Raw genomic sequence first — 21,439 nt, forward strand, 5'->3', positions numbered from 1 at the left:
ACGTGAGCGGATGCAGAACGGCCGGTCAAAGACGTGTTGCTACGCGGACCAGGTCGGCGGCTGCGCGAAGTCGGCTCTGCGACGGCCAAGCGATCACGGTTGTCACGGGCGGGGCATCCAGGAGCGGCACGGCGGCGAGATCCCGGCGCGGGTCGGCGCCGGCAGACTCCGGGATGACCACGGTGGTGTGGCCGAGCGCGATCAGCTGGAAGAGCTGTGTCAGGTTCTGTACCTCTGGCCCTGGTCCCTCCGGGTAGCTGCCGCCGTGGCCCGGCCATCGCGCCATCGGGAGTTCCGGCAGTGCGGTGACCTCGGCCAACCGGATCTGGGAGCGGCCGGCGAGGGGGTGAGAGGCGGGCAGGATCGCCACCTGTCCCTCGCTGTACAGAATTTCGGTGTCGAGTCCGGCCGCCGAATCGAAGGGCAGGTGCAGCAGAGCCACATCGGCTTGCCCGTTGTGCAGCAGTTCCTGTTGCTGATGCGCTTCGCAGAGCAGCAGATCGACGGTGGCTGCGCCGGGCTCCGCGCGGTAGGCATCGAGCAGTCTGGCCAGCAGCTCGCCGGCGGTGCCGGATTTGACGGCGAGGACGAGGCGGGGGCGGCTTTGCGCGGCCTGCCGGGTACGCCGCTCGGCAGCGGCTGCCGCGCTGAGGATCGAGCGTGCCTCGGACAGCAGGACGGCCCCGGCCTTGGTGAGCGTGACCCTGCGGCTGGTGCGCTCCAGCAGCGTGACCCCGAGCTGTCGTTCGAGCCGGGCGATGGCGCGGGACAGGGGCGGCTGGGCCATCTCCAGACGCTGGGCGGCCTTGCCGAAGTGCAGCTCCTCGGCGACGGCGACGAAGTACCGCAGCTCGCGTATCTCCATACATGCACAGTAACCGCGGGAGGGCCGATTGATACCGGTAGGGTATCGCTGCAGTGCTGAGACCGGCGTTGATGCCGGGCCGAGGCGCAGCCATGCTCGGTCTCATGAGTGAGAAGACGATTGCGCTGGTCACCGGCGCGAACAAGGGAATCGGGTACGAGATCGCCGCCGGGCTGTCTGCGCTGGGTTGGAGCGTCGGTGTCGGCGCCCGGGACGAGCGGCGCAGGACGGACGCCGTGGCGAAACTGCGCGCGGCAGGCGCCGACGCGTTCGGCGTGCCCTTGGACGTGACCGACGACGAGAGCGTGGCCGCCGCCGCGCGGTTGATCGACGAGCGCGCGGGACGTCTTGACGTGCTGGTCAACAACGCCGGCGTCGCGGGCGGCTGGCCGGAGGAGCCTTCGGCCATCGACCTGGACACCGTGCGGCGGCTGGTGGAGACCAACGTCATAGGCGTCATCCGGGTCACCAACGCGATGCTGCCGCTGCTGCGCCGCTCGGCGCACCCGCGGATCGTCAACCAGTCCAGTCATGTCGGCTCGCTGGCGCTGCAGACCACGCCCGGCGTCGACCTCGGAGGGATCAGCGGGGCCTACGCGCCGACGAAGACCTTCCTCAACGCTGTCACCATCCAGTACGCCAAGGAGCTGAGCGGCAGCAGTGTTCTGATCAACAACGCCTGCCCCGGCTACGTGGCCACCGACCTGAACGGGTTCAGCGGCACTCGGACCCCTGAGCAGGGCGCGGCAATCGCCGTCAGGCTGGCGGCCCTGCCTGACGACGGCCCCACCGGTCAGGCGTTCGACGACAGCGGAGTCGTGCCCTGGTGATGCTCTGACGTGTTCCCGCTCGACCGGGCTGCCGCTCGACACGGCCCGCCGGCGTCGCATGAGCAGCCGTCTGCCACGGCCTGAGCGTGTTCTTTTGCCTACCCACTCGAACAAGAGTGCGGATAGGGAACTCCGCGCCCGCGGAGGTGCCCCGGCACCCCCGTCATCGGCCGGCCTGTAGATCCCGTGCGCACCGGCCTTGACCGCTTCGGCTAATGCGGATAGCTTCATGGCTATCAAGATTAGCCATGGAGGTCGGCATGACTGAGTTCCTGAACGTGGAAGGCGGCACCCTCGCCTACGAGGTGACCGGCTCCGGGCCGCTGATGGTCCTTGCGCACGGCATCGGCCAGAGCCGCGACGCCTACCGGTTCATGGTCCCGGAGCTGGTGGCCGCCGGTTACCGGGTCGCGGCCATGGACCTGCGAGGCAGCGGCGAGTCGACCGCGACGTGGCCGTCCTACACCCGGACCGACATCGCCGGCGACTTGATCGCACTGATCCGGCACCTCGGCGGTCCCGCGGTACTGGTCGGGCACTCCATCTCCGGCGGTGCCGCGACTATCGCCGCTGCCAGCGCGCCGGCGCTCGTGAGCGCCGTCGTCGAACTGGCGCCGTTCACCCGCAAGGCGGAGTACTCGCTGAGCGCCCTGGCCCTGTCCCGCTACCGCAGGGGCGCGACGGCGATCTCGGCCGTCGCGATGCTCGGCAGCCACAAGCGGTGGCGGAAGTACCTGGAGATCGCGACCCCGGAACCGCGCCCGGCGGACTGGGCCGTGAGTCTGGAGCGCACCGACGCGATGCTGCGCGAGCCGGGCCGCATGAAGGCCCTGCAGAAGCAGATGAACAGCGCCGCCGACGCCGGTGCCCAACTCGGCAACGTGCACTGCCCGGTCCTGGTCGTCATGGGCACCCTCGACCCCGACTGGGGCGACCCGAAGGCCGAGGGGGAGGCCATCGTGGCCGCGCTGCCGGGGGGTGTCGGCCGGCTAGAGATGCTCCCGGGGGCCGGCCACTACCCGCACGTCCAGTTCCCGTCGGAAGTGGTCGGCCTGGTGCGCTCGTTCCTGGAGACGGCCCGTGCCTAGGGCCGGACTCGACCGGGCCACGGTCATCGCGGCCGCGTCCGAACTCGCCGACGAGGTCGGCTTCGCCGGCCTGACCATGGGCCTGCTGGCCGAGCGGGTCGGCGTGCGGACACCGTCACTGTACAAGCACGTCGATTCGCTGGACGCCCTCCAGCGGGGCGTCGGCCTCCAGGCCGTCCGCGACATCGGCGCCGTCCTGACCCGGGCCGCCGTCGGCCGGTCCGGTCCGGACGCCGTCCGCGCGATCGCCGAGACGTACCGGAAGTGGGCCCTCGACCACCCCGGCCGGTACGCCGCCAGCGTCCGCGCCCCGCGCCCCGAAGACGAGGAATACCAAGGCGTGGCCCACGACACGGTGCAGATCCTGTTCGACGCGGTCGCCGGCTTCGGGCTGACCGACGAGCGCGCCGTCGACGCGGTCCGAGCCCTGCGCACCGTCATCCACGGCTTCCTCGGCCTCGAAAGCGGTGATGCCTTCCAGATGGAGCGCGACCCCGCGGACAGCTACCGGTTCGTCGTCGACATGCTCATCAACGGCATGCGGGCCGAGGCCGCCAACGGCGGACCCGACACCGCACCGCTCCGGGCCGGGGAGGAATCATGACCCAGGCCGCCGACTCCCCGAACCGCACCAACGCCGCCTCCGGACTGCGGTTCCTGACCGAACTGATCGGCTGGACGGCCACCCCGTGGGTGCTGCACCGGATCGACTGGGCGGTCGCGATCGCCGCGCTGGTCGTGCTGATCGGACTGCCGGCCGCCGTCGGGACACCCGGCGACCGCCCCTTCGACCCACCGGTGGCGATCCCCGGCGCGGCGATGCTCCTGCTCGTGCTCCTCGAAGTGGCCGCCGCAGCGGTGGCGCCGTGGTTCGCGTGGCCCACGTGGGCGGCGGTCGTCGCGACCGCGCTGACCGCGACGTCGGTCGTACTCGAACAGCCTCGCTGGCGTTGGCTGTTGAGGCACTAGATCACGACCCGATACGCACCTCAGTACCGCAAGGGTGCTTGCCGTGACTGATGGCCGGGTCGGTCGTTGGTGTGGCTACGGGTGGGGGCCTTGCTGATGTCAGGCGGTGGGCGCGTGAACCGGACGCGGTGCATGGGCGGTTTGTTCACCGTCGTCGCGCACGTCGGAAGGCCGCGCCGTGTGCTGGTGGACGGATCCTGACGGGCCGCCCCGCAGCAGCGCCGCGGTGAACCGGCTTCGGACGCCGACCGTCTGCCCGACTCTCGCCGGTACGCCAGACCGTCAGCGGAGGCGGTCGAACAGGCCGTGAGGCCGCCAACCGCCGCACCCGCGCCACCACCCGCCGACCGGCATGTCGGCCACGTCCGCAGGTGAGATCCACGCACCCGCCCCGACCACGCGCCGCACACCGGACAGACCGCGGTGCCCTGCGGAGTCGGCGCCCGCAACCCGATCCGTTCCCCTTCGTCGGCCGCGCCCTCTCCGACCAGCGGGGAGGGACCCGAAACCACCCTCTGCACAAGCTCGTTCGCCTCTTTCACGCGAGTGTCGACGACTCCCGACCCTCCGTCACCGCCGAATGGGGGCAGGGCGGTGAGACGTACACACCCGACGTCAGCACCCCTGCTCGGTGTTGGACTCGGTGAGGGTCCAGCTCGCGAGGAGGTCCAGTGCCCGTTTCGAGGTCGATCCAGCCTCCGGGGTGTAGATGAACAGGGTGGTGTCGGGGTCACCAGGCGGGGCGAGGGTTTCGTACTCGACGGCGAGGTCACCGACGAGGGGATGACGGAGGCGTTTGGACCCGTGGGTGCGCTGGTGGAGCGGTGCTGCTCCCACCATCGATCGAATTCACGGCTGTGCTGACGCAAGTCTCCGACGAGAGACGTGGTGGCCGGGTCACCGGGGTCGCGGCCGGCCTCGAACCGCGGACTCTCGACGGCGGCCCGCGCTTGGTCCTCCCAGTCGATGAACAGGGATCGTGCGTCGCCGTCGAGGAACATCCAGCGTGTGTAGTTGCGCTGCGGCGGGGCAGCTGGTCGAAGTCGGCGAACAGTGCCTTGGCCATCCGGTTGGCGGCGAGGATGCCGGTGCGGCGCCCCAAGGTGAGGGCGGGCTCGCCGTCACGGGCGTCGAGGAGCTGACACAGGCCGGGGCGCACACGCTGGACACCGCGGGGGCGCCGGGCCGGCGCCGTGGTCACGCCGATGAGATCCCGTAGGTGCGCGCGTCCGCCGGGACTCGCACCCCGCGGACCCGGGTGATGAACGGCCCTCCGCCTGGACACCAGGGCGTAGTGCCGTACAGCGAATCGGGCCTGAACGTCGGCGACGTCGCGGTCGCCGACGACGCGACCGCGCTCGCCTTCCAGCAGTTGCTCGCCGACCGATGGACGACATCCCCAGCGCAGCGCACACAACCCGCGACGCGGGCGAGCCCGGCGCACGGCTGCCGTTGCTACCCGGCCCAGCCGGACGATCAGCCCGGCCTCGCCGGACGCGTTGGTCAGCGCAGCCGCACCACAGTGACCGCCGCGTGCCGGGTCGTGCCCGCCACGACCTCCACCACCACATCGCCGACCGCGAGCGAGTGAGTGTCGCCGGCCCTCGTGGACGCCTTCCCGGTCTGGGGGACCGGGCGATGGCCGACGACGGCGGCAAGCGCCGCTGTCAGCCGCTGCGAAAGCGCCACCCGTCCGTCAGGCAGCCGTACGGCGAGCGCCTTCGGGTGCCGGATGCTGCCGGTGAACCGACCACGGCCGCGTCGACTGTGTCCGCGTGCCACTGGTGAAGTGCAGGTGTTCGAGGGTTGCAGTATTCGCCCGTGGGGTGAGCGGCCCCACACCCCGGCCCGGGGGTCGAGGAACGTTGAGGTACAACGGAGCGAAATCCGGCGCAGTGGACCCTCGCCCGGGGAAACCCTGGGTGTCCTGGCTCGGGCACCAGCCGCAAAAGCAGGTCGCGCAGTACCGCTGGGCCCAGCCGAGGGCCGCCGGGTGCGATCGGCGGCTCTCGGTTTCACGGTGCTGTCTTGGCCGAATGACGGCCGGTGGGTGCGGTCAGGCGTCGCTGGTGTCGGTCGGTGTCGCCTCACCGAGCATGGCGAGGGTCAGCACGTTGCCGGAGATGCCCCAGCCGCCGTCGGCGACCTCTTCGACCAGAACCATGGTGTTGTTACGGGCGCGCTCGCCGTAGATCTCGACGTACAGCTCCGTGGCGCGGGTGACGATCTCCTCCTTCTGCTTCGGGGTGAGGGTCTTCTCGGGGACCTTGAAGTTCGCGAAAGGCATGGCTGGTTGTTCCTTCTCTCAGTGGGGCGTTACAGGGAGCTGCCTGCGGTGAGCAGGCTGTCCAGTCCAATGCGGCGGAAGAAGTCGGCGCGGACGCGGTCGGCGACCGCGGAGACGACTTCGCTACCGTCTTGGCTGGGGTCTATGTGGGTGCGCAGCGGCCGAGTGCCGTGTGGCCTCGCGACCAGGCGCGCGACGGTTTCAGCGACCGAACTGCTCGGCGGTGAACGCCTCGGCGGCGCCCAGGACCATGTGTCCGGCGTTGTGCACGACCACGTCCAGCCGGCCGCGCTCGGTGAGGATCCGGTCGACTGCGGCGTCGGCGGAGTCCTGGGAGGTGACGTCCAGCGCGACGGCCTGTACGTCGACCTGGTGGTCGGTGCCGTAGCGCGTCAGTTCGGCCACCGCGGTCGCGTTACGGGTCGCCATCTGGCGGATGCCCGCGTACACGGTGTGACCGGCGAGGGCCGGAGCACGCACGGACAGCGCCCCCATGCCGCTGGAGGCCCCGATGACCACGATGATCTTCCCGGTGCCGTCGTTCCTCATGACAGGGTCTTTCGTTGATCGATGGGGTGGCTGCGGGCGGTTCAGATGATTCCGCCGTTGGCGCGGACGACCTGGCCGTTGATCCAGTGGCCGGCCGGGGAGGCCAGGAACGCGACGACCTCGGCGATGTCGGCCGGGGTACCGAGGCGCTCCAGCGGAGGCTGGGCGGCCAGGCTGGCAACGGTCTCCTCGTCCTTGCCGTCCAGGAACAGGTCCGTGGCCGTGGGGCCGGGTGCGACGGCGTTGGCGGTGACGTCCCGGCCCCGCAGCTCCCGCGCCAGGATCAGCGTCAGCGCCTCGACCGCACCCTTGCTGGCGGAGTACGCGCCGTAGTTGGGGAAGGCCAGCCCCACCACGGACGTGGAGAACGTCACGATCGCACCGCCGGGGCGCACCCGACGGACGGCCTGCTGGACGACGACGAAGGTGCCGCGGATGTTGGTGCGGTGCAGGTCGTCCAGGACGGCCAGGTCCAGCTCGGCGATCGGCGCCATGTGTGCCCGCCCGGCCGCGTGCACGACGACGTCGACACCGCCGAACTCCGCCTCGGCCGCGTCGAACAGAGCTGCGACGGCGTGTTCGTCGGCGACGTCGGCGCGCACCGCGATCGCCCGGACGCCACCGTTGACGGCCTCCTTCACGGCGGCTTCGGCCTCGTCCTGATTGCCGGCACAGCCGACCACGACGGCGTACCCGTCGGCGGCCAGTCGGCCGACGACCTGGCGGCCGATGCCGCGCGAGCCGCCGGTGACGATCGCGACACGGGGTGAGACGGAGGACTGGGCCGCAGCAGCGGTTCCGACGGGGGAAAGGGGGATAGGCATTGCTGACTCCTGTGGTGGATGCGGGTCGGGCCGCGGCCTCGCCGTCGCCCTGCTGCGTCGTCAACGATCAGCCGGGCCCCCACCCCTAGCCAGGGCTGTGTTTACCCAGGGGATGCCACCCCCTGGCTACGGTTCGGCGCGCGAGCGACCATGAAGCGGTGAACCTTCCCGAACTCGGCGCCTTCCTCAGGACGCGCCGCGACCGCATCCGCCCCGCCGAGGTCGGTCTCCCCCAAGGCCCGCGCCGACGCGTCCCCGGACTGCGCCGCGAGGAGGTCGCCCAGCTGGCAGGGCTGTCAGCCGACTACTACACCGAGCTGGAACGCGGCAGCGGAAAGCACGGCGTGCAGCCCTCGGCCCAGACCCTGGCCGCCCTCGCCCGGGCCCTGCGCCTGAACGGCGACGAGCGCGACCACCTGTTTCACCTGGCCGAACGGCCGGTCCCCCCGTCAGCACACGGACCGTCCGCACACGTGCAGCCCGCGCTTCTCGGACTGTTGGACCGGCTGTCCAACACCCCCGCGCGCGTCATCACCGACCTGCACGAAACCCTGGTGGAAAACGACCTGGCCCGGAACCTGCTCGGCGAGTCCCCGGCACACCGCGGTCCGGCGGCCAGCTTCGTGTACCGCTGGTTCACCGACCCACAGACCCGCGAGAGGTACCCGCCCGAGGATCACCCGCACCACTCCCGCGTGTTCGTGGCCGACCTCCAGGCAGCTGCCGCCCGGCGCGGCCGGGACGCGGAGGTCACGAAGGTGATCGCCGTACTGCGCCGCCGTAGCCAGGAGTTCGCGGCCCTTTGGGACACCCACGACGTCGCGGTGCGCCGCATGGACCACAAGAAGATCGTCCACCCCACTCTCGGCGTCATCGAACTCGACTGCTACAACCTCCTCAGCGAGGACGGACGCCAACGCCTGCTGTGGTTCACCGCGCCGCCCGGAAGCCGGGGAGCCGAGCAGCTGGAACTGCTGTCCGTCATAGGAACCCAGGACCTGAGCATCACCGAGGGCACGGCACCGGAGGGGGTGTCCGCGGCCGAATCCGGATCGCAGCGCTGATCCACGCCGCAGAGGGGGGCCGCCTTCCCGGCAAGGCGTTGCGGCCCCCACCACCCGCAGAGGTTTCCCCACCCTCACCGGATGGTCTCCGCAGCGGCAAGTTGGTCGGGGCGCGGCGGCGCGGGCGTTGGCAAGCGGGGAGGCCGCAAGTGATCCGAAACGCGGCACGGAATAGGAACCTCTCGGCCGACGCAATATTTCACTCGCATCGCGGAAGTAACTACATGTCAGCCGGGTTCGGGAGGACGCTGGAGCGCTTCGGGCTCCGCAGATCTGCCGGCCGCACCGGGATCTGTTTCGACAACGCCATGGCCGAGTCATTCTTCGGCACACTGAAGAACGAGCGTGTATCGAGGGTGACTTACCTGAACCGCGAGGCCGCGCGGCAGGACATCACTCGCTACTTCGAATTCTGGTACAATTGCAAACGTCTCCACTTGGCGGTGGATTACCGCTCTCCGCGCGAATTCCACGCCGAGTCCGAGAAGTTGCGAATCTTCGCGTGAAATAGACGGTCAGAAGCCTGTCCGGAAACTTCGTCGCGCTCAGCTGCAGATGCCGCTACACGATCCCTGATCGCGTACTGATAGCAGTCAGGGGCACCACTTGAGTGAACCGTGTCAGCAGAGCCGCCCGAGGTCTCGCCCCGCGGCCAGCCACAAGCTGTGACCCGGCCGTTCTTTGGGGCTGAACGGAAAATCAATGCTCAGGCGGGCAGGCGGCAGCATCCGGGCGGCGGAGCCGACCGGATGAGTCTGTGGGGTGCGGTCACGCGGTGTTCGGGGCGAGGATGACGGTGTGGCCGAGGTGCTCGAGCTGCCGAACGAGATCGCGTGTCCTGCGCTGCGGGTTGAGGTGCTTGTGGTGCCAGTCCGGTCCGAGTTCCTGGTAGCGGGCCTGCGGATCGTTGACGAGGTGCCAGGCGATGACCAGGATCGAGCGGGCGACGGCGACCAGGGCCTTGGCGTGGCCTCGGCGTTTGACCAGGCGGCGGTAGCGGGCGCCGAGGAAGGTGTCGGTGCGTGCGGCGGCGCTGGCCGCTTCGCCGAGGGCGCCCTTGAGCCACGGGTTGCCCTTGCCGGCCGGGCCTGTGGTGCTCTTGGCGCCGGACTGGATGGTGCGGGGGCAGAGCTTCGCCCAAGACGCAAGATGATCCGGTGAGGGGAAACCGCTCATGTCCGGGCCGATCTCGGCCAGGAGGGCACGGGCTGCGACCGGTCCGACGCCGGGGATCTCGTCCAGCCGGACCAGCAACTCACGGCCAAAGGTCATGCCGTCCGGCGCTGTCGGCGTGTCGATCGGAACACCGGGATCGGGTAGCGCGTCGATCGAGGCGGCGATCTCCTGGTCCAGGACGGCGATCTGCCCGCTCAAGTGATCAACGGTGGCGAGCAGGAGTTTCAGCAGCCGACCGTGGTGGTCCTCGAACTGTCCCGTCATCGCCTCGATGAGCGCGTCGCGCTTGGCGGTCAGCCTGCCTTGGGTGAGGTCGGCGAGGGACCGCGCGTTGCGTTCACCGGCGATCAGCGCCTCCATCATCGCCCGGCCGGAGGCGCCGAGCGGATCGGTGGCCACGGACGAGAGCCTGATCTGCGCGTCCTGCAGGACCTTGTCGATGCGCTGCTTGTGACGGGTGCGTTCATGCACGAACACGGTGCGCGTACGGGTGAAGTCCCGCAGCTGCCGGACAGGCTTGGGCGGCACGAAGGAAGGACGGACCATGCCGCGTTCGGCGAGCTTCGCCAGCCAGACCGCGTCCAGCTTGTCGGTCTTGGGACGGCCCGGAACGTTCTTGACGTGGCGGGCGTTGACCAGCCAGCACCGAAGCCCACGGCTCTCGAGCAGATAGAAGAACGGCCGCCAGTAGTTGCCAGTGGCCTCCATCAGAACCAGGGTGACGCCCTGGCAGATCAGGTGGTCGCCGAGTTCGACGATCGCGTTGGTCGTCGCCGGAACCGTCCAGACCCGCTGAGCACGCTTACCCTCGTGCTGTTCGTGCGGGAGCCGCGTACAGACGACCCCGCTGTTCTTGGCAATGTCGATCGCGGCGACCCGGGTCACCGCTTCCTCCTGCAGTTCTTCGCGCGACTCGTCCATCGTGTGCGCCTGGCCCGGCTCGCGTACCAGCTCCTGCGGGTCCTGGAGCTGACTGGCATCAGCCAGGTCCTGGACGTCCGGCCGAGCGTGGAGGACGCCGCCGCGGTCTCGGCGCTGACGGTGTGCCGGTGCCCCGCTGACCGCAGCACGAGGGTGGGTGGGCCGTCAGCTGCAACCGACGCCAGGGGACGGCAGACGAGACCGTCACCGGGGACAGTGCCTGTGGCGATGGCGCGGGCGCCGGGGCGGTCAGATGCGCCAGGAACGGATCCGGTCGGCGGCGCCGAACACCGTGTCCTTGCCGGCCAGCAAGTTCTTGCACAGTTCGACCAGCTCGCCGTACGGGACGTCGAGGCCCTCGTTGCTGGCGTGCATGTAGGCGATGGTCACGGCACACGCGAAACGGACGTTGAGAGACGGCAGGGGCCTGAGCAGCAGCAGGGTGTGCAGCAGCGCCGCGGCGCGCCAGGGCGCGTCCGGCTCGACACCGAGGCGCGGCGGATCGACGCGGTGACGCGCCACGGCGGCAACCAGGGCCGAAAAATCACTGATGTGGGGTTGGTCGGGAAGGGCCACCTCGTGCTGCTGCAGGAGCCAGCGCACGTCGACGTGCAGCGCGGGTGCCATTGCTTCAGGCGGCCCTGCCCGTCGTGTTCGCCACCGGACCGTCGTCGATGCCCGCCGCTTCGATGGCTTCGGCCAGCGAGGGGTCCGCGAAGACCCGCTGGAACTCCGTCGCCGCCGTCTTCAGACTTCGCTGATGGGCGATCGCGTCGGTCGTCGAGGACCGTACGAAGGCCTTCAGCGTCATGCCACGCTCCCGGGCGGCGTCCCGAAGATCCTCGAGCTCCGCGTCGGAGAAGTCCACGTTGAGTGCTGCCATGCGGCCAGACTACCGCCGGGGTACCCAGGGTTCAATCATTGCAGGTCAAGGCAGGCAGCCTGGGTACCTGAACCGTGGTGGGCTGGAGGGTTGCTCCCACCCTGGGACCGAAGGGCGCACCGAGGTTTGCAGCTCACCTACGGGCAAGACTGGCCCGTTCTCGCAGATCAACCCACGGGGCAAGCCTGTCAAGCCCGGCGACACCTCTTCTGCGGTAGCCAGAAGAGGTCCACAGAAGTATTGGTGACGTACTCGCACCAGTACGGGGTGTACGGCGGCAGCCACTCGGTCGGGTCCTTGTCGGCCTTGGACCGGTTCGAGGCTGCCGAGACGAGACGGGGCGATCAGCGCCCGCGAGTCGTCCAGGTCGTTGGCGTAGGACTCACGCTCCCTCGCCGTCCAGGCGGAGGCGCCGGGCAGCACCCTGGCCGCCGACGGCCAGCAGGACCTGCGAGGTCACACTTACCAGCGCATGCCCAACTCATCCAGCGCGCCGTGTCGTTCCGGGCTCAGCTTGGTTGCCCTACGCCGGCGACAGGGGGTGCATCGGCGGACATGGCAGCGGTTGCGAGGGGTTCATGCCTTGGTGGTGCACCGTTGTCAGGGTGCTGAGGGGCCAAGGGCGGGGAGGGGCCGGGTGGGCTGGGGGTGCCGCGCCAGATCAGTGCTTTGCGGTAGGTGAGTGAGGGGCTGATCGGGACGGCACGGATTCGGGGGTTAGCGGCAAGGGCCCGGTCGGTGCTCACCGTGAGGGAGGTGCCCACACCGGCTTCCACCAGGGTGGCATGCAGGCTCCCGTCGATGGTTGCGTACTGGGTGGTGAAGTCGATGTCGGCGGCGTCGAACGCGGACTGCAGCCGTGGCCGCAGTCCGCTGTCGGGGCCGTAACTGATCAGGGTCTTGCCGGACAGGAGTTCAATGGGCATGTTCTCCCGACCCGCCAGTGGAGAGTCCGCCGGCACGACGGCCGCGATCGCGTCCTCGAGCATGACCATACTGCGCTTCCCGGCCCAGGTGCCGTGCGATCGCCGAGATCGTCCATCCCTGGCGACGCAGAGCATGAGCATCCACGTCTTCCTCCCGCGTGAGCATTGAGGCTCCCGACCAGGCCGAACTCATGGCGCACGCAGGCTCTCCACGACACACCCAGGCCCATTCGACACGCCGGGCAACATCACGCGAAAAGACCGAACAAGGTCACACGAAGGGTGGGGAGATCAACAGAGCAGGTTTGCCCCACGGCTGAGCAGTGCCTGGGGAGATATCAAATAGCCCCATCAGTGTCTCCTCGTTCCCACCCAGGCCACTGTCCGGCGGCCTTCTGTGAGTCTGTAGATTGACTGGCCTGGAGTGCAGGGCCAATGACGGGGATGTGGCATGGCAGCGAGGAGCGGAGTCCGCACTCTGGGCGGCAGGCGGCTCGCCGCGCTGGTGACCGGGGTCGCCGGGGAACGGCCCGGCTACCGGGCGCTCGCACAGGGCGTACGGACCCTGCTGCTCGACGGCCGGATCGCGCTGCACACCCGGCTGCCCGCGGAGCGCGAGCTCGCAGTGGCGCTCGGTATCAGCCGAGCCACCGTGACCGCCGCGTACGACCTGCTCAGGGAGAGCGGTTACGCGGTCAGCCGGCGCGGCGCGGGGACGTGGACGGAGCTGCCGGAGGGCGCGCGGCTGACCAGTGTGCGTCCCCCGCTCGCCGGTGAGGACGTGATCGACCTGGCCATCGCGGCGCCCGGCGCCCTGGCCGACGAACTGTCCGCCGCGTACGCGGCCGCCGCCGACGACCTGGCCCGGCACGCGACGACGCCGGACTACCACCCTTACGGTCTGCCGGAGTTGCGCGCGGCGATCGCCGAGCGGTACACGCGGCGCGGGCTGCCGACGCTGCCCGAGCAGATCCTCGTCACGTCGGGCGCGCAGCAGGCGATGGCGCTCACGCTCACCCTGCTCGGGCGGCCCGGCGACCGGATCGCGGTGGAAAACCCGACGTACGCCAACGCCCTTTCCGTCATAAGGCAGTTGGGGCTTCGCACCGTGCCGGTGCCGGTGACGGAGGACGGCTGGGACGCGGAGCTGTTCGGGGCGACGCTGCGGCAGTCGGCGCCCCGGCTCGCGTATCTGATCCCGGACTTCCAGAACCCGACGGGCAGGCTCATGCCGCGCGAGCAGCGGCAGCGGATGATCGCGGACGCGCGGGCGACCGGCACGTGGCTGGTTGTCGACGAGACGATCGCGGACATAGCACTCGACGTGGCCACGCCCCCGCCGTTCGCGTCGCTGGTGGCGGGGCGCGGTGTCGAGCAGATCGTCACCGTCGGCTCGCTCAGCAAGGGGCACTGGTCGGGTCTGCGGGTGGGCTGGGTGCGGGCGGGCACGCGGCTGATCACGGAGCTGACGGCGCGGCGGGTCATGGCGGACATGTCGGGGTCGGTCCTCGACCAGCTGGTGGCGCTGCGGCTGATCGCCCGGGAGCCACAGATCCTGCAGCGGCGGCTGCCGCTCCTGCGCGCGCAGCGCGACCACCTGGCCGCGCAGCTGCGCCGCGAGTTCCCCGATTGGCGCTGGCAGACGCCGCAGGGCGGCATGTGCCTGTGGATCGACCTGGGCCGCCCGATCGCCGGTCCGCTGACGCGGGCCGCGCTGCGGCACGGGGTACGGATCGAGGGCGGGTCCCGGTTCGGCGCGGACCCCGGCACGTTCGAGCACCGGCTGCGCTGGCCCTACACACAGCCCGACGAGGTCGCCGACGACGCGGTACGCCGGATCGCCGCGGCCCTCGACGCGGGCCTCGACGGCGCAGACGAGGAGCCGGGGCGGCCGTACTGGGTGGCCTAGGTTCTGTCGTCAAAAGTCATTCCCACATCAGACGGGCTGCGAGGGTGACGGCTGCTTGGTAGGACTCGGTGGTCGACGCACCCCGCCTCGCCTTCCTCCCGCAGCACCTGCCCGGGCAGGTGCTGGAACGGATGCGTTCGGACCGTGTCCTGCGCAGGGCCGTCCCGCCCCGCCAGCCCGGAACGTGGGGACGACGGCGCCTGCACGGCGGCGAGTTCGTCTTCGGCCAGCCCGACACCTGGGGCACCCGGACACCGAGACCGTCACCGACACCCGCCTCTACGGCACCGCCACCGCCCGCTCCTGGAACCGGCTCCACCCCAGGCAGGCGGGGCGCTGTCTGGCGCAACGTCGACTCGATGAGGCCATTGTCCCAGCAGGCGTCCGCCACGGGCACGGAGACGGTCCGCATTCTGGCCCTGCGCGGGGCGCCCAGGCCATTGGGGTAGGACGGGTTCTCTGTCATGGCGCGGTCGCCGGGCCTGCCCAGCAGGGCGAGTACAGGGGCGTGCGCTTGCTGCGCGCCGGAGGTGATCAGGATCTGGCCGGGCAGCGTGGGCAGGCCTCTGCGGGGAAACGATCGGCGACCGGGGCGCGCAGGCCGGGCAGACCATAGGGGTGGTATCCAGGGGCAACCGTATGGCGGGGCAGTAGCGCGGTGGCTCCGGTGAGTGCTTCAGCGACCGCGTCCTCGGGGGCCGCAAGGACTGCGAGCGCCAGGTCGATGGCGGCCTATTCGCCGGACATCATTGAGGCGGCGCCGGTGGGGCTCCGCCCGTCGGGGCGTGTGGTCCAGATGCCGACGCCCCGCCGGCTGTGCGCGTAGCCGCTCTCCCGCAGCAGGTCGTACGTGGCCGTCATGGTGGCCCGGCTGACGCCGAGCGCCGACGCGAGTTCACGCTCTGCCGGCAACACGCATGTGCAGGGCGATCCGGCCGTCCAGCACCGGGGAGCGCACCGATCGGACCAGTTTGCGGTAGCCGAGCCGGATGCCGGGCGGGCCGGAGATCACAGCAGCGCGCTGCCGGCCGACCAGGGTGCGGTCCACAGCGTGGACTGTTCGCTCGCCTGCCATACCAATCCCTCCCCATTGGCCCTGCTCTGCCAGCCAATGAGCTTGCAGACTCTGCACCCCAAGGCATTGGCCTGGGAGATGCCCCCGGAGGGACGGAGGATTGGCATGGCTCGAGGTATGACCGATCGCGAGGAGCGCGAGATACAGCGACGCCACGAACAACGCATCGCGGATCCCATACGCGTAGGCGTGTGGATCCGGAGCTCGCTCGCGGCCACAGGGCGGCACCTTCGCCGCCGACATCAGGAAAGGGCGCGACACCATGCGTCGCAGCGGGGCGGGAGGCCCGCATGACGACGGAGTCAGGACGTGTCGTCGTCGGAGTCAGCGGCTCGCTGGCCAGCCTCGCCGCGCTGCGGCGTGGAGTCCTGGAGGCTCGCCGCGACGGCAGGACACTCGTAGCGGTGGCGGCCTGGGAGCCGCCGGAGGGCGAGACCCTCTACGCCAAATGGCCCGACCGCGCATGGGTCAGGATGTGGGAGGACGAGGCCCGGCTGCGGCTGAACCGCGCCTTCGACGAGGCCATCGGCGGGCTCCCGGCGGATCTTCATGTCACCTGTCTGGTCATCAGAAACGCTCCCGGATCGGCCCTGTGCGCCGTCGCGCGCCGCCACGACGACCTACTGATCGTCGGGGCGGCGCGCCCCAACGGTCTCCGGGCGCGGACCCACCGCAACCCGGTGCGCCGGCAGGGGGAACCTCAGTTCGGTCTTCGCCTTCTACCACGTGGCCGTCGCGATGCTGCTGCAACCGGCCGCCGGATTCTTCGTGGCACGGCGCAACGCGCACCAAGACCTGCGCGCCCTCCACGAAGGCTTGCCGTCCTCGGCACGGGGACGCTGCTGCCCTTGGCCGCGTTCACCTCACACGACCACTTCGCCTGCGTACGCTGGGCCACCAGCCACCAGCCACCAGCCACCCGGCACGCCAGGAGAATCCGCTTGCGGGAGAGGGAACCATCCCAGCGACGATCACGGCCTGGACCGCCGCCCTCGCGCTCCTCCTGCTGCCCGCCTGGGCAGCGCTGCACGACAGCATCCGACAGCAAGCCCCGCTCCGGTCCTCCCCTCGGCAGTCTCCCGAGCCAGCCCCGGACACGGTAATCCGCCTCGCTACCGCCCTTGCCGGATGCGAGCCCCGGCTCGTCCTTCAGCGGCGTCCGTCTGTCGTCGACCATCGACCGCTTGGGCTGTGGGCTCCAGGCGTTGATCAACAACATTGAACACGGGCGCCACTTGGCCACTCGGAGCGTCACAGCTGGCCCAAGGACAGCGATCGATTCGGGCATCTGATGTCGGGTCCGGTCGAGTCGACCGCGATGCCGGGTTCAGCGGCTGTGCCGGCATGGTGGGGGCTCGTCGCCGCCCGCACCGCCAGCCTCGGCCGACGTCCCATGGCAGGGGTCCGCCGGGAAGTCGACAAGCGCCGCGTTCACGAGCGCGACGAAGTCGGCGCTGTTCCTGAACTCGTGGTGGACCGGCCATGCTGTCCCGTCCTGGCCGTGCAGGACGTACGACCGACGGACGACCTTGGTGCCTCGGACGTAGTCGGGGGCCCGCTGCTCTACCACCTCGATGTACGACAGCGCGTCCCCGTGTGCGCTCAACGCCTCCCCGTCGGCACCGCTGACGACGAGCCCGTCGACGAAGACGTACGCGGACGGGGCGGCCCGACGCTCCCGCACGGCCGCAGCCAACAGGTAGCTCACGGCGACGGCGATCAGCAGCATGAGAACGAAGACGAACGCCGGGGACACCTGCCCGCCGTTCCACAGGAAGACGCCGCCGTTCGTCCATGAGGAGATCACCGCGCCCACGGCCGCCCAGGAAACCACGCACCCGACGGCGTACTTGCCGACGTTCCGTACGGCCGGACGGTGTACCGCGAGGAGCCCGCCGAGGTTCTTGCGTTCAGCCGTCCTCCGGAGGGCCGACGGTATTTTTGGTTCCATGGACATGAGTCTGGGGGTGTCCGCGGCGCGCGGGTACGGGGGAAATACTCGAATCCGCTGCTGCCGACGAGGCTTGACGAGGCGGACCACCCGCAGGTGCACACCGTCCGGCGTCCGGCCGAGGGGCTTCACCAGGCCGGGCCGGCGAGGACCGGCTTGAGTTCGGCTGCGCTCGCGGCGGGGGTCAGTGCCCGGAGGACACCGACCGCGTCCTGGGGCATGAGGGTGGGCAGGAGTCCTGCGGGTCGGCGTCGGCCCGCAGTGCGACGGTGGTGACGAGGTTGCCCGGTGACCGCCCGCTCTGCCGCAGCCGACGAGCCCCGCGGCCAGGGCCACGACGACCAGCGGGGCGCCCACCCGCGGGTGGGCGCCCCGCTGGTCGTGGCGCGGTCCGGTGGTGTGCTGGTCTCCACGTTTCAGGGCGAGAACTCCCATCGGCTCAGGCCGGCAGACTCGGTGCCTCGGCGAGCATGATGCGCAACGCGACGTAGTCCGTGCCGGGACGATGCATCAGGTCCCAGACCTCGAGCAGGTCACCCTTGGTGCGGTAACCCGCCTTGGTGGCGCGGGACGACAGAGCGGTACTGCCGACGACCTTGGCGAGACCGGCCACCCGCAGGTGCACACCATCCTCCGGATTCGCCTTGACGAAGCTGATCCGGGACCAGGGGACGACGTCGGTGAACGGAGTGATCGTCATGCCGGCCCTGGTGAGCACCAGCGGCCCGAGGTGCACTTCACCGCCGTCGCGCAGCTCGCCGAGGTACCGTGCCGCCCGGTCGGCGCCGACACGCTGGGCCGCCTGGGCGACGAAGCCCTCGGCGGTGTCCCGCGCGGACCACAGGCTCTTGCCCGGAGCGACCGCGAAGAAGTCCAGCGCCCGGAACCGGATCCGGGGGCCCGCGTAGGGCACGATCACCGTCCTGAGTACGTCGTGCGAGTGGGAGAAGTTGATGAAGACCCGGACCCGCTCGGACTCGATTGAGGCGATCTCCCGCCACGTGTGCTCGAGGGGCCGCCGTCCCGGCCGCTCGATCCGGAAGCCCTCCTCGTACAGGTGGATCCGTATCCGGGTGTGCCGCACGACGAGCGCCACACACAGCACTATGACCGCGGTGACGAGGGCGAACCACATCAGAAACCCCCCGTCCGAGGAGTAGTCGCCCCACATGGTGCAGAGCACGATGAAGACAATGACCGCGAAGACCATGACCTGCATCGACCGTCGGGGCGGACCACCCCGGTAAGACTGCACGAACTCGCCCAGTTGTTCCATTCGTTCCGGCCCCGTCGACACATCCACCTCGCAAGATCTCTGGCACTGTCCGGCGACGAGTCTGGGCCTGGGCGTCCGGCGGGAACAGGGGGGAAATACTCAAAGCCAACAGCCGTTACAGTGATCGCACATGGGAACGGGAGCAGTCGTGACGACGGCCGACGGCGTGAGCGCCGAACTGACCACGCTGATCGGCCGGCGCGCCGAGACCACCCGGGTCCGACGGCTGCTGTCGAGCGCTCGCCTGGTCACGCTGACCGGGGTCGGTGGTGTGGGCAAGACCCGGCTCGCCCTACGGGTGGCGCGGGACGCGGGCCGGGTCTTCCCCGACGGCATCCACGTCGTGGAACTGGCGGACCTGCGGGAGGGTGACCTGCTGGCGCAGAGCCTCGGCACCGCGATCGGCCTGGCCAACCCGGGACGGGACCGCGCCGGCGCGACCGAGGCGCTCGTGGCCCATCTGCGCGACAGAAAGGTTCTGCTGGTGCTCGACAACTGCGAGCACCTCGTCGACGCCTGTGCCCGGCTCGTCGAAACGCTGCTGCGCGCGGCACCCGCAGTGCGTGTCCTGGCGACCAGCCGTCAGACGCTCGGCGTCACCGCGGAACATGTCTTCCCGGTGGAGCCGCTGTCCGTCGTGGACCCCGACGGACAGCGCTCCCTCGGTGAAATCCTCGGCTGCCCGGCAGTCGTGCTCTTCACCGAACGGGCCGCTGCCGTACGCCCCGGTTTCACCGTCACCGAGCAGAACGCCGAGACGGTGGCCCGGCTCGTGCACCGGCTGGACGGACTGCCGTTCGCGATCGAACTCGCCGCCGCCCGGCTGCGTACCCTCACCCCGCAGGAGATCCTCGACCGGCTCACCGACCGCTTCGCGCTCCTGACCACCGGCAGCCGTACCGCCGTGCCCAGGCAGCGCACCCTGCGCGAGCTGATCGACTGGAGCCACGCTCTGTGCAGCGCCGAGGAACGCACGCTGTGGGCCCGGTCCTCCCTGTTCCGTGGCGGCTTCGATCTGGGGGACGTCGAGGGAGTCTGCGCCGACGGCGGCCTGCCCGCCACCGCGTTACTCGACGTCCTCGACGGGCTGGTGGAGAAGTCAGTGCTGATCCACCGGCAGTACGACGGCCGTTCCCGCTACCGGATGCTGGAGAGTGTGCGGGAGTACGGGCTGGAACGCCTGGCCGAGTCGGGGGAGTCGGCCGTTCTGCGCCGTCGGCATCGCGACCACTGCGTCGGGCTGACCACGCGGGCCGGGGACGAGTGGTTCGGCCCCCGGCAGGTGGAGTGGTTCACCCGGTTGCGGCTCGACCATGCCAATCTGCGGGCCGCGCTGGAGTACTGCCTGGAGCAGTCCGGCGAGACGGCGGCCGGCCTGGCCCTCGCGGTCTCCCCGCGGCACTACTGGATCACCGCCGGCTCGCTCGCCGAGGGCCGGCGCTGGCTCGGACGCCTGCTGGCCGCCCCGGACATCGGCGCCGCCCCGCTGCACTCGCTGGCCCTGGGCACCTACGCCTACCTGGGTATCCTGCAAGGCCACATGGACGGCGGGACCCTCGCCGCCCTGGACGAGTCCGCGAAGGTCGCCGAGCGCCACGGTGATGTGCACGCGGCGTCCTGGACCCGGCACCATCGTGCCGTGCTCGCCACCTGGCAGGAGGACTACGCGCGCGCCGCCGAACTGTTCGAGGAGGCGGCCACGGCGTTCCATGCGGCGGGCCGTCTCGACGCGGCTGTCGAGTGCACGGTCAAGCTCGCCATCGTCCACGCCCACGCGGGTGACATGAAGCGGGCCGCGCGGCTGTGTCACGAGGCGGAGGCCGTCACCGAGGCGCACGGCGAGTCGTGGCTGAGGGGGATGGCCCTGTTCGCCGGGAGTCTGCTGGCCCGGCGGGCCGGCGAGGCGCGGGAGGCGGCCACGCTGGCCCGCCGCGCCATCCGTCTCATGCGTCCCTTCCAGGACTGGTGGGACATCGCCATGTGTGTGGAGGTCCTAGCCTGGAGCAGCGCCGAGGACCCGCGGCACGCGGCCCGGCTGCTCGGCGTGCTGCACCTGCTGTGGGAGTCGATCGGAGGGACCCTCAGCACCGCTCCGTTCATGCGCGCCGAGCGCCGCCGGTTCGAGGAGCGGGTGCGCGCGGCCCTCACCGGCGCCGACTTCGACCGGGCCTTCCGGTGCGGCGCCGACGCCACGGTGACCCAGGCCCTGGCATACGTACTCGACGAGTCGCCGCCCGCGACCAGGGAACGGGATCCCGACTCGGGCCCGCCCCTCACACGGCGCGAATGGCAAGTCGCGGACCTGGTCGCGGAGGGCCTGACCAACAAGCAGATCGCCGCCCACCTCGTGATCGCCCAGCGCACCGCCGAGAACCACGTCGAACGGATCCTCACCAAACTGGGCTTCTCCTCCCGGTCCCAACTGGCGGTCTGGACCTACGGGCGAAGACGGGAGGGCGCTGCCCGCACCAAGTGACTTGGCGCGCAGCCCTGCCCGAGCCCGACGTCCCTTGCCCACGACTCGCGGGCCCGGTCGGTGGGCCTTGGACATCGGCGACCGCACCGCCACCGGCGCCGCCCAGTCCGATCGCCGAGAAGGCGGCGACACCGGCCCCGCGGGCACATCCCTAACGGAGTCCTACCAGGGCCTGTCGTTCGATCATGCCGGCGTCGCGGGGCGCGGCGTTGTCGTCGGTCGCCGGCGTCCCCCAGCCTTCGGCCGGGAGGCCCACCGCGTCGACTCCCTCCTCCGCCTTGCAGCTGCACGCACCACGCCCGGCTCGGGGCAGCCGGCAAGGCAGCGTGAGTCAGGCCGGCCTGATCCGAACGACAGCCCCTGACGGGGG

At 70.4% G+C, this 21,439-nt stretch carries 21 protein-coding genes and 3 pseudogenes; 11 read left to right on the forward strand and 13 right to left on the reverse strand.

The annotated features are described in order from the left end of the window. Nucleotides 1-25: 25 nt before the first annotated feature. Complete coding sequence (locus LQ326_RS37000; RefSeq protein WP_234543457.1) at nt 26-865, reverse strand: LysR family transcriptional regulator; 840 nt, start codon at nt 863-865, stop codon at nt 26-28. A 92-nt stretch (nt 866-957) separates the two neighbouring features. On the opposite strand from LQ326_RS37000, the gene LQ326_RS37005 reads away from it, so the two are divergent. The 4 genes from LQ326_RS37005 to LQ326_RS37020 all read left to right on the forward strand — a co-directional run bounded on the left by LQ326_RS37005 (nt 958) and on the right by LQ326_RS37020 (nt 3,752). After that, on the forward strand, nt 958-1,695 hold the full coding sequence (locus LQ326_RS37005) for an SDR family oxidoreductase (RefSeq protein ID WP_234543458.1): 738 nt from the start codon (nt 958-960) through the stop codon (nt 1,693-1,695). Between the two features lie 260 nt (nt 1,696-1,955). Further along, entirely contained in the window at nt 1,956-2,783 is an 828-nt protein-coding gene (locus LQ326_RS37010; protein ID WP_234543459.1) for an alpha/beta fold hydrolase, read from the forward strand. After that, nucleotides 2,776-3,387: a TetR/AcrR family transcriptional regulator gene (locus LQ326_RS37015; protein ID WP_234543460.1), complete on the forward strand. Its 612-nt coding sequence runs from the start codon at nt 2,776-2,778 to the stop codon at nt 3,385-3,387. The genes LQ326_RS37010 and LQ326_RS37015 overlap by 8 nt, the downstream gene beginning before the upstream one ends. Continuing rightward, complete coding sequence (locus LQ326_RS37020; protein WP_234543461.1) at nt 3,384-3,752, forward strand: hypothetical protein; 369 nt, start codon at nt 3,384-3,386, stop codon at nt 3,750-3,752. The genes LQ326_RS37015 and LQ326_RS37020 overlap by 4 nt, the downstream gene beginning before the upstream one ends. Before the next feature lie 615 nt (nt 3,753-4,367). Here LQ326_RS37020 and LQ326_RS37025 read toward each other — a convergent pair. Next, nucleotides 4,368-5,037: pseudogene (locus LQ326_RS37025) on the reverse strand (MmyB family transcriptional regulator). A gap of 9 nt (nt 5,038-5,046) precedes the next feature. Here LQ326_RS37025 and LQ326_RS37030 point away from each other — a divergent pair. Beyond that, nucleotides 5,047-5,343: a DUF6207 family protein gene (locus LQ326_RS37030; RefSeq protein ID WP_234543462.1), complete on the forward strand. Its 297-nt coding sequence runs from the start codon at nt 5,047-5,049 to the stop codon at nt 5,341-5,343. 465 nt (nt 5,344-5,808) lie between these two features. On the opposite strand, the gene LQ326_RS37035 is transcribed toward LQ326_RS37030, so the two are convergent. The 3 genes and pseudogenes from LQ326_RS37035 to LQ326_RS37045 form a co-directional block, all read right to left on the reverse strand. Beyond that, nucleotides 5,809-6,039: a tautomerase family protein gene (locus LQ326_RS37035; protein WP_234543463.1), complete on the reverse strand. Its 231-nt coding sequence runs from the start codon at nt 6,037-6,039 to the stop codon at nt 5,809-5,811. Between the two features lie 29 nt (nt 6,040-6,068). Next, nucleotides 6,069-6,588: pseudogene (locus tag LQ326_RS37040) on the reverse strand (SDR family NAD(P)-dependent oxidoreductase). Nucleotides 6,589-6,629: 41 nt separating this feature from the next. After that, entirely contained in the window at nt 6,630-7,412 is a 783-nt protein-coding gene (locus LQ326_RS37045; RefSeq protein ID WP_234543464.1) for an SDR family oxidoreductase, read from the reverse strand. Between the two features lie 158 nt (nt 7,413-7,570). On the opposite strand from LQ326_RS37045, the gene LQ326_RS37050 reads away from it, so the two are divergent. Then, nucleotides 7,571-8,476, forward strand: coding sequence for a helix-turn-helix transcriptional regulator (locus LQ326_RS37050; RefSeq protein ID WP_234543465.1), 906 nt, complete (start codon nt 7,571-7,573; stop codon nt 8,474-8,476). Nucleotides 8,477-8,700: 224 nt separating this feature from the next. Further along, complete coding sequence (locus LQ326_RS37055; protein WP_234543466.1) at nt 8,701-8,982, forward strand: IS3 family transposase; 282 nt, start codon at nt 8,701-8,703, stop codon at nt 8,980-8,982. Between the two features lie 262 nt (nt 8,983-9,244). Here the strand turns inward: LQ326_RS37055 and LQ326_RS37060 are convergent, their stop codons facing one another. From LQ326_RS37060 to LQ326_RS37080, 4 genes are all read right to left on the reverse strand, one after another. Further along, nucleotides 9,245-10,573 (reverse strand): IS110 family RNA-guided transposase, encoded by a 1,329-nt coding sequence (locus LQ326_RS37060; protein WP_234543467.1) that lies wholly within the window; start codon nt 10,571-10,573, stop codon nt 9,245-9,247. A gap of 249 nt (nt 10,574-10,822) precedes the next feature. Further along, nucleotides 10,823-11,200 carry a toxin Doc gene (locus tag LQ326_RS37065; protein ID WP_234543468.1) on the reverse strand — a complete coding sequence of 126 codons (378 nt, stop codon included), beginning with the start codon at nt 11,198-11,200 and terminating at the stop codon, nt 10,823-10,825. A 4-nt stretch (nt 11,201-11,204) separates the two neighbouring features. Further along, nucleotides 11,205-11,456 (reverse strand): hypothetical protein, encoded by a 252-nt coding sequence (locus LQ326_RS37070; RefSeq protein WP_234543469.1) that lies wholly within the window; start codon nt 11,454-11,456, stop codon nt 11,205-11,207. A gap of 509 nt (nt 11,457-11,965) precedes the next feature. Further along, complete coding sequence (locus tag LQ326_RS37080) at nt 11,966-12,451, reverse strand: LysR substrate-binding domain-containing protein (RefSeq protein WP_234543470.1); 486 nt, start codon at nt 12,449-12,451, stop codon at nt 11,966-11,968. A gap of 382 nt (nt 12,452-12,833) precedes the next feature. On the opposite strand from LQ326_RS37080, the gene yczR reads away from it, so the two are divergent. Further along, entirely contained in the window at nt 12,834-14,291 is a 1,458-nt protein-coding gene (yczR, locus tag LQ326_RS37085) for a MocR-like transcription factor YczR (RefSeq protein ID WP_234543471.1), read from the forward strand. A gap of 62 nt (nt 14,292-14,353) precedes the next feature. Beyond that, nucleotides 14,354-14,628: pseudogene (locus tag LQ326_RS48465) on the forward strand (transposase); the annotation flags it as partial. 395 nt (nt 14,629-15,023) lie between these two features. Here LQ326_RS48465 and LQ326_RS37090 read toward each other — a convergent pair. Beyond that, nucleotides 15,024-15,203 (reverse strand): GntR family transcriptional regulator, encoded by a 180-nt coding sequence (locus tag LQ326_RS37090; protein WP_234543472.1) that lies wholly within the window; start codon nt 15,201-15,203, stop codon nt 15,024-15,026. Then, nucleotides 15,187-15,339, reverse strand: a complete 153-nt coding sequence (locus LQ326_RS37095) for a hypothetical protein (protein WP_234543473.1) — start codon at nt 15,337-15,339, stop codon at nt 15,187-15,189. Before LQ326_RS37095 ends, LQ326_RS37090 begins: the two co-directional genes overlap by 17 nt. Before the next feature lie 317 nt (nt 15,340-15,656). On the opposite strand from LQ326_RS37095, the gene LQ326_RS37100 reads away from it, so the two are divergent. Continuing rightward, a complete protein-coding gene (locus LQ326_RS37100; protein ID WP_234543474.1) occupies nt 15,657-16,469 on the forward strand; it encodes a universal stress protein in 813 nt (270 codons plus the stop codon). A 224-nt stretch (nt 16,470-16,693) separates the two neighbouring features. Here the strand turns inward: LQ326_RS37100 and LQ326_RS37105 are convergent, their stop codons facing one another. Next, nucleotides 16,694-17,317 (reverse strand): hypothetical protein, encoded by a 624-nt coding sequence (locus LQ326_RS37105; protein WP_234543475.1) that lies wholly within the window; start codon nt 17,315-17,317, stop codon nt 16,694-16,696. A 439-nt stretch (nt 17,318-17,756) separates the two neighbouring features. Further along, complete coding sequence (locus LQ326_RS37110; protein ID WP_234543476.1) at nt 17,757-18,527, reverse strand: SDR family oxidoreductase; 771 nt, start codon at nt 18,525-18,527, stop codon at nt 17,757-17,759. Nucleotides 18,528-18,723: 196 nt separating this feature from the next. Between LQ326_RS37110 and LQ326_RS37115 the strand changes: the two genes are divergently transcribed. Then, the gene (locus LQ326_RS37115) at nt 18,724-21,069 is read left to right on the forward strand and encodes an ATP-binding protein (protein WP_234543477.1); all 2,346 of its coding nucleotides are present in this window, start codon (nt 18,724-18,726) and stop codon (nt 21,067-21,069) included. Nucleotides 21,070-21,439: the final 370 nt, after the last annotated feature.

Origin of the sequence: Streptomyces shenzhenensis, from assembly GCF_021462265.1 — a bacterium.
GTDB lineage: Bacteria > Actinomycetota > Actinomycetes > Streptomycetales > Streptomycetaceae > Streptomyces > Streptomyces shenzhenensis.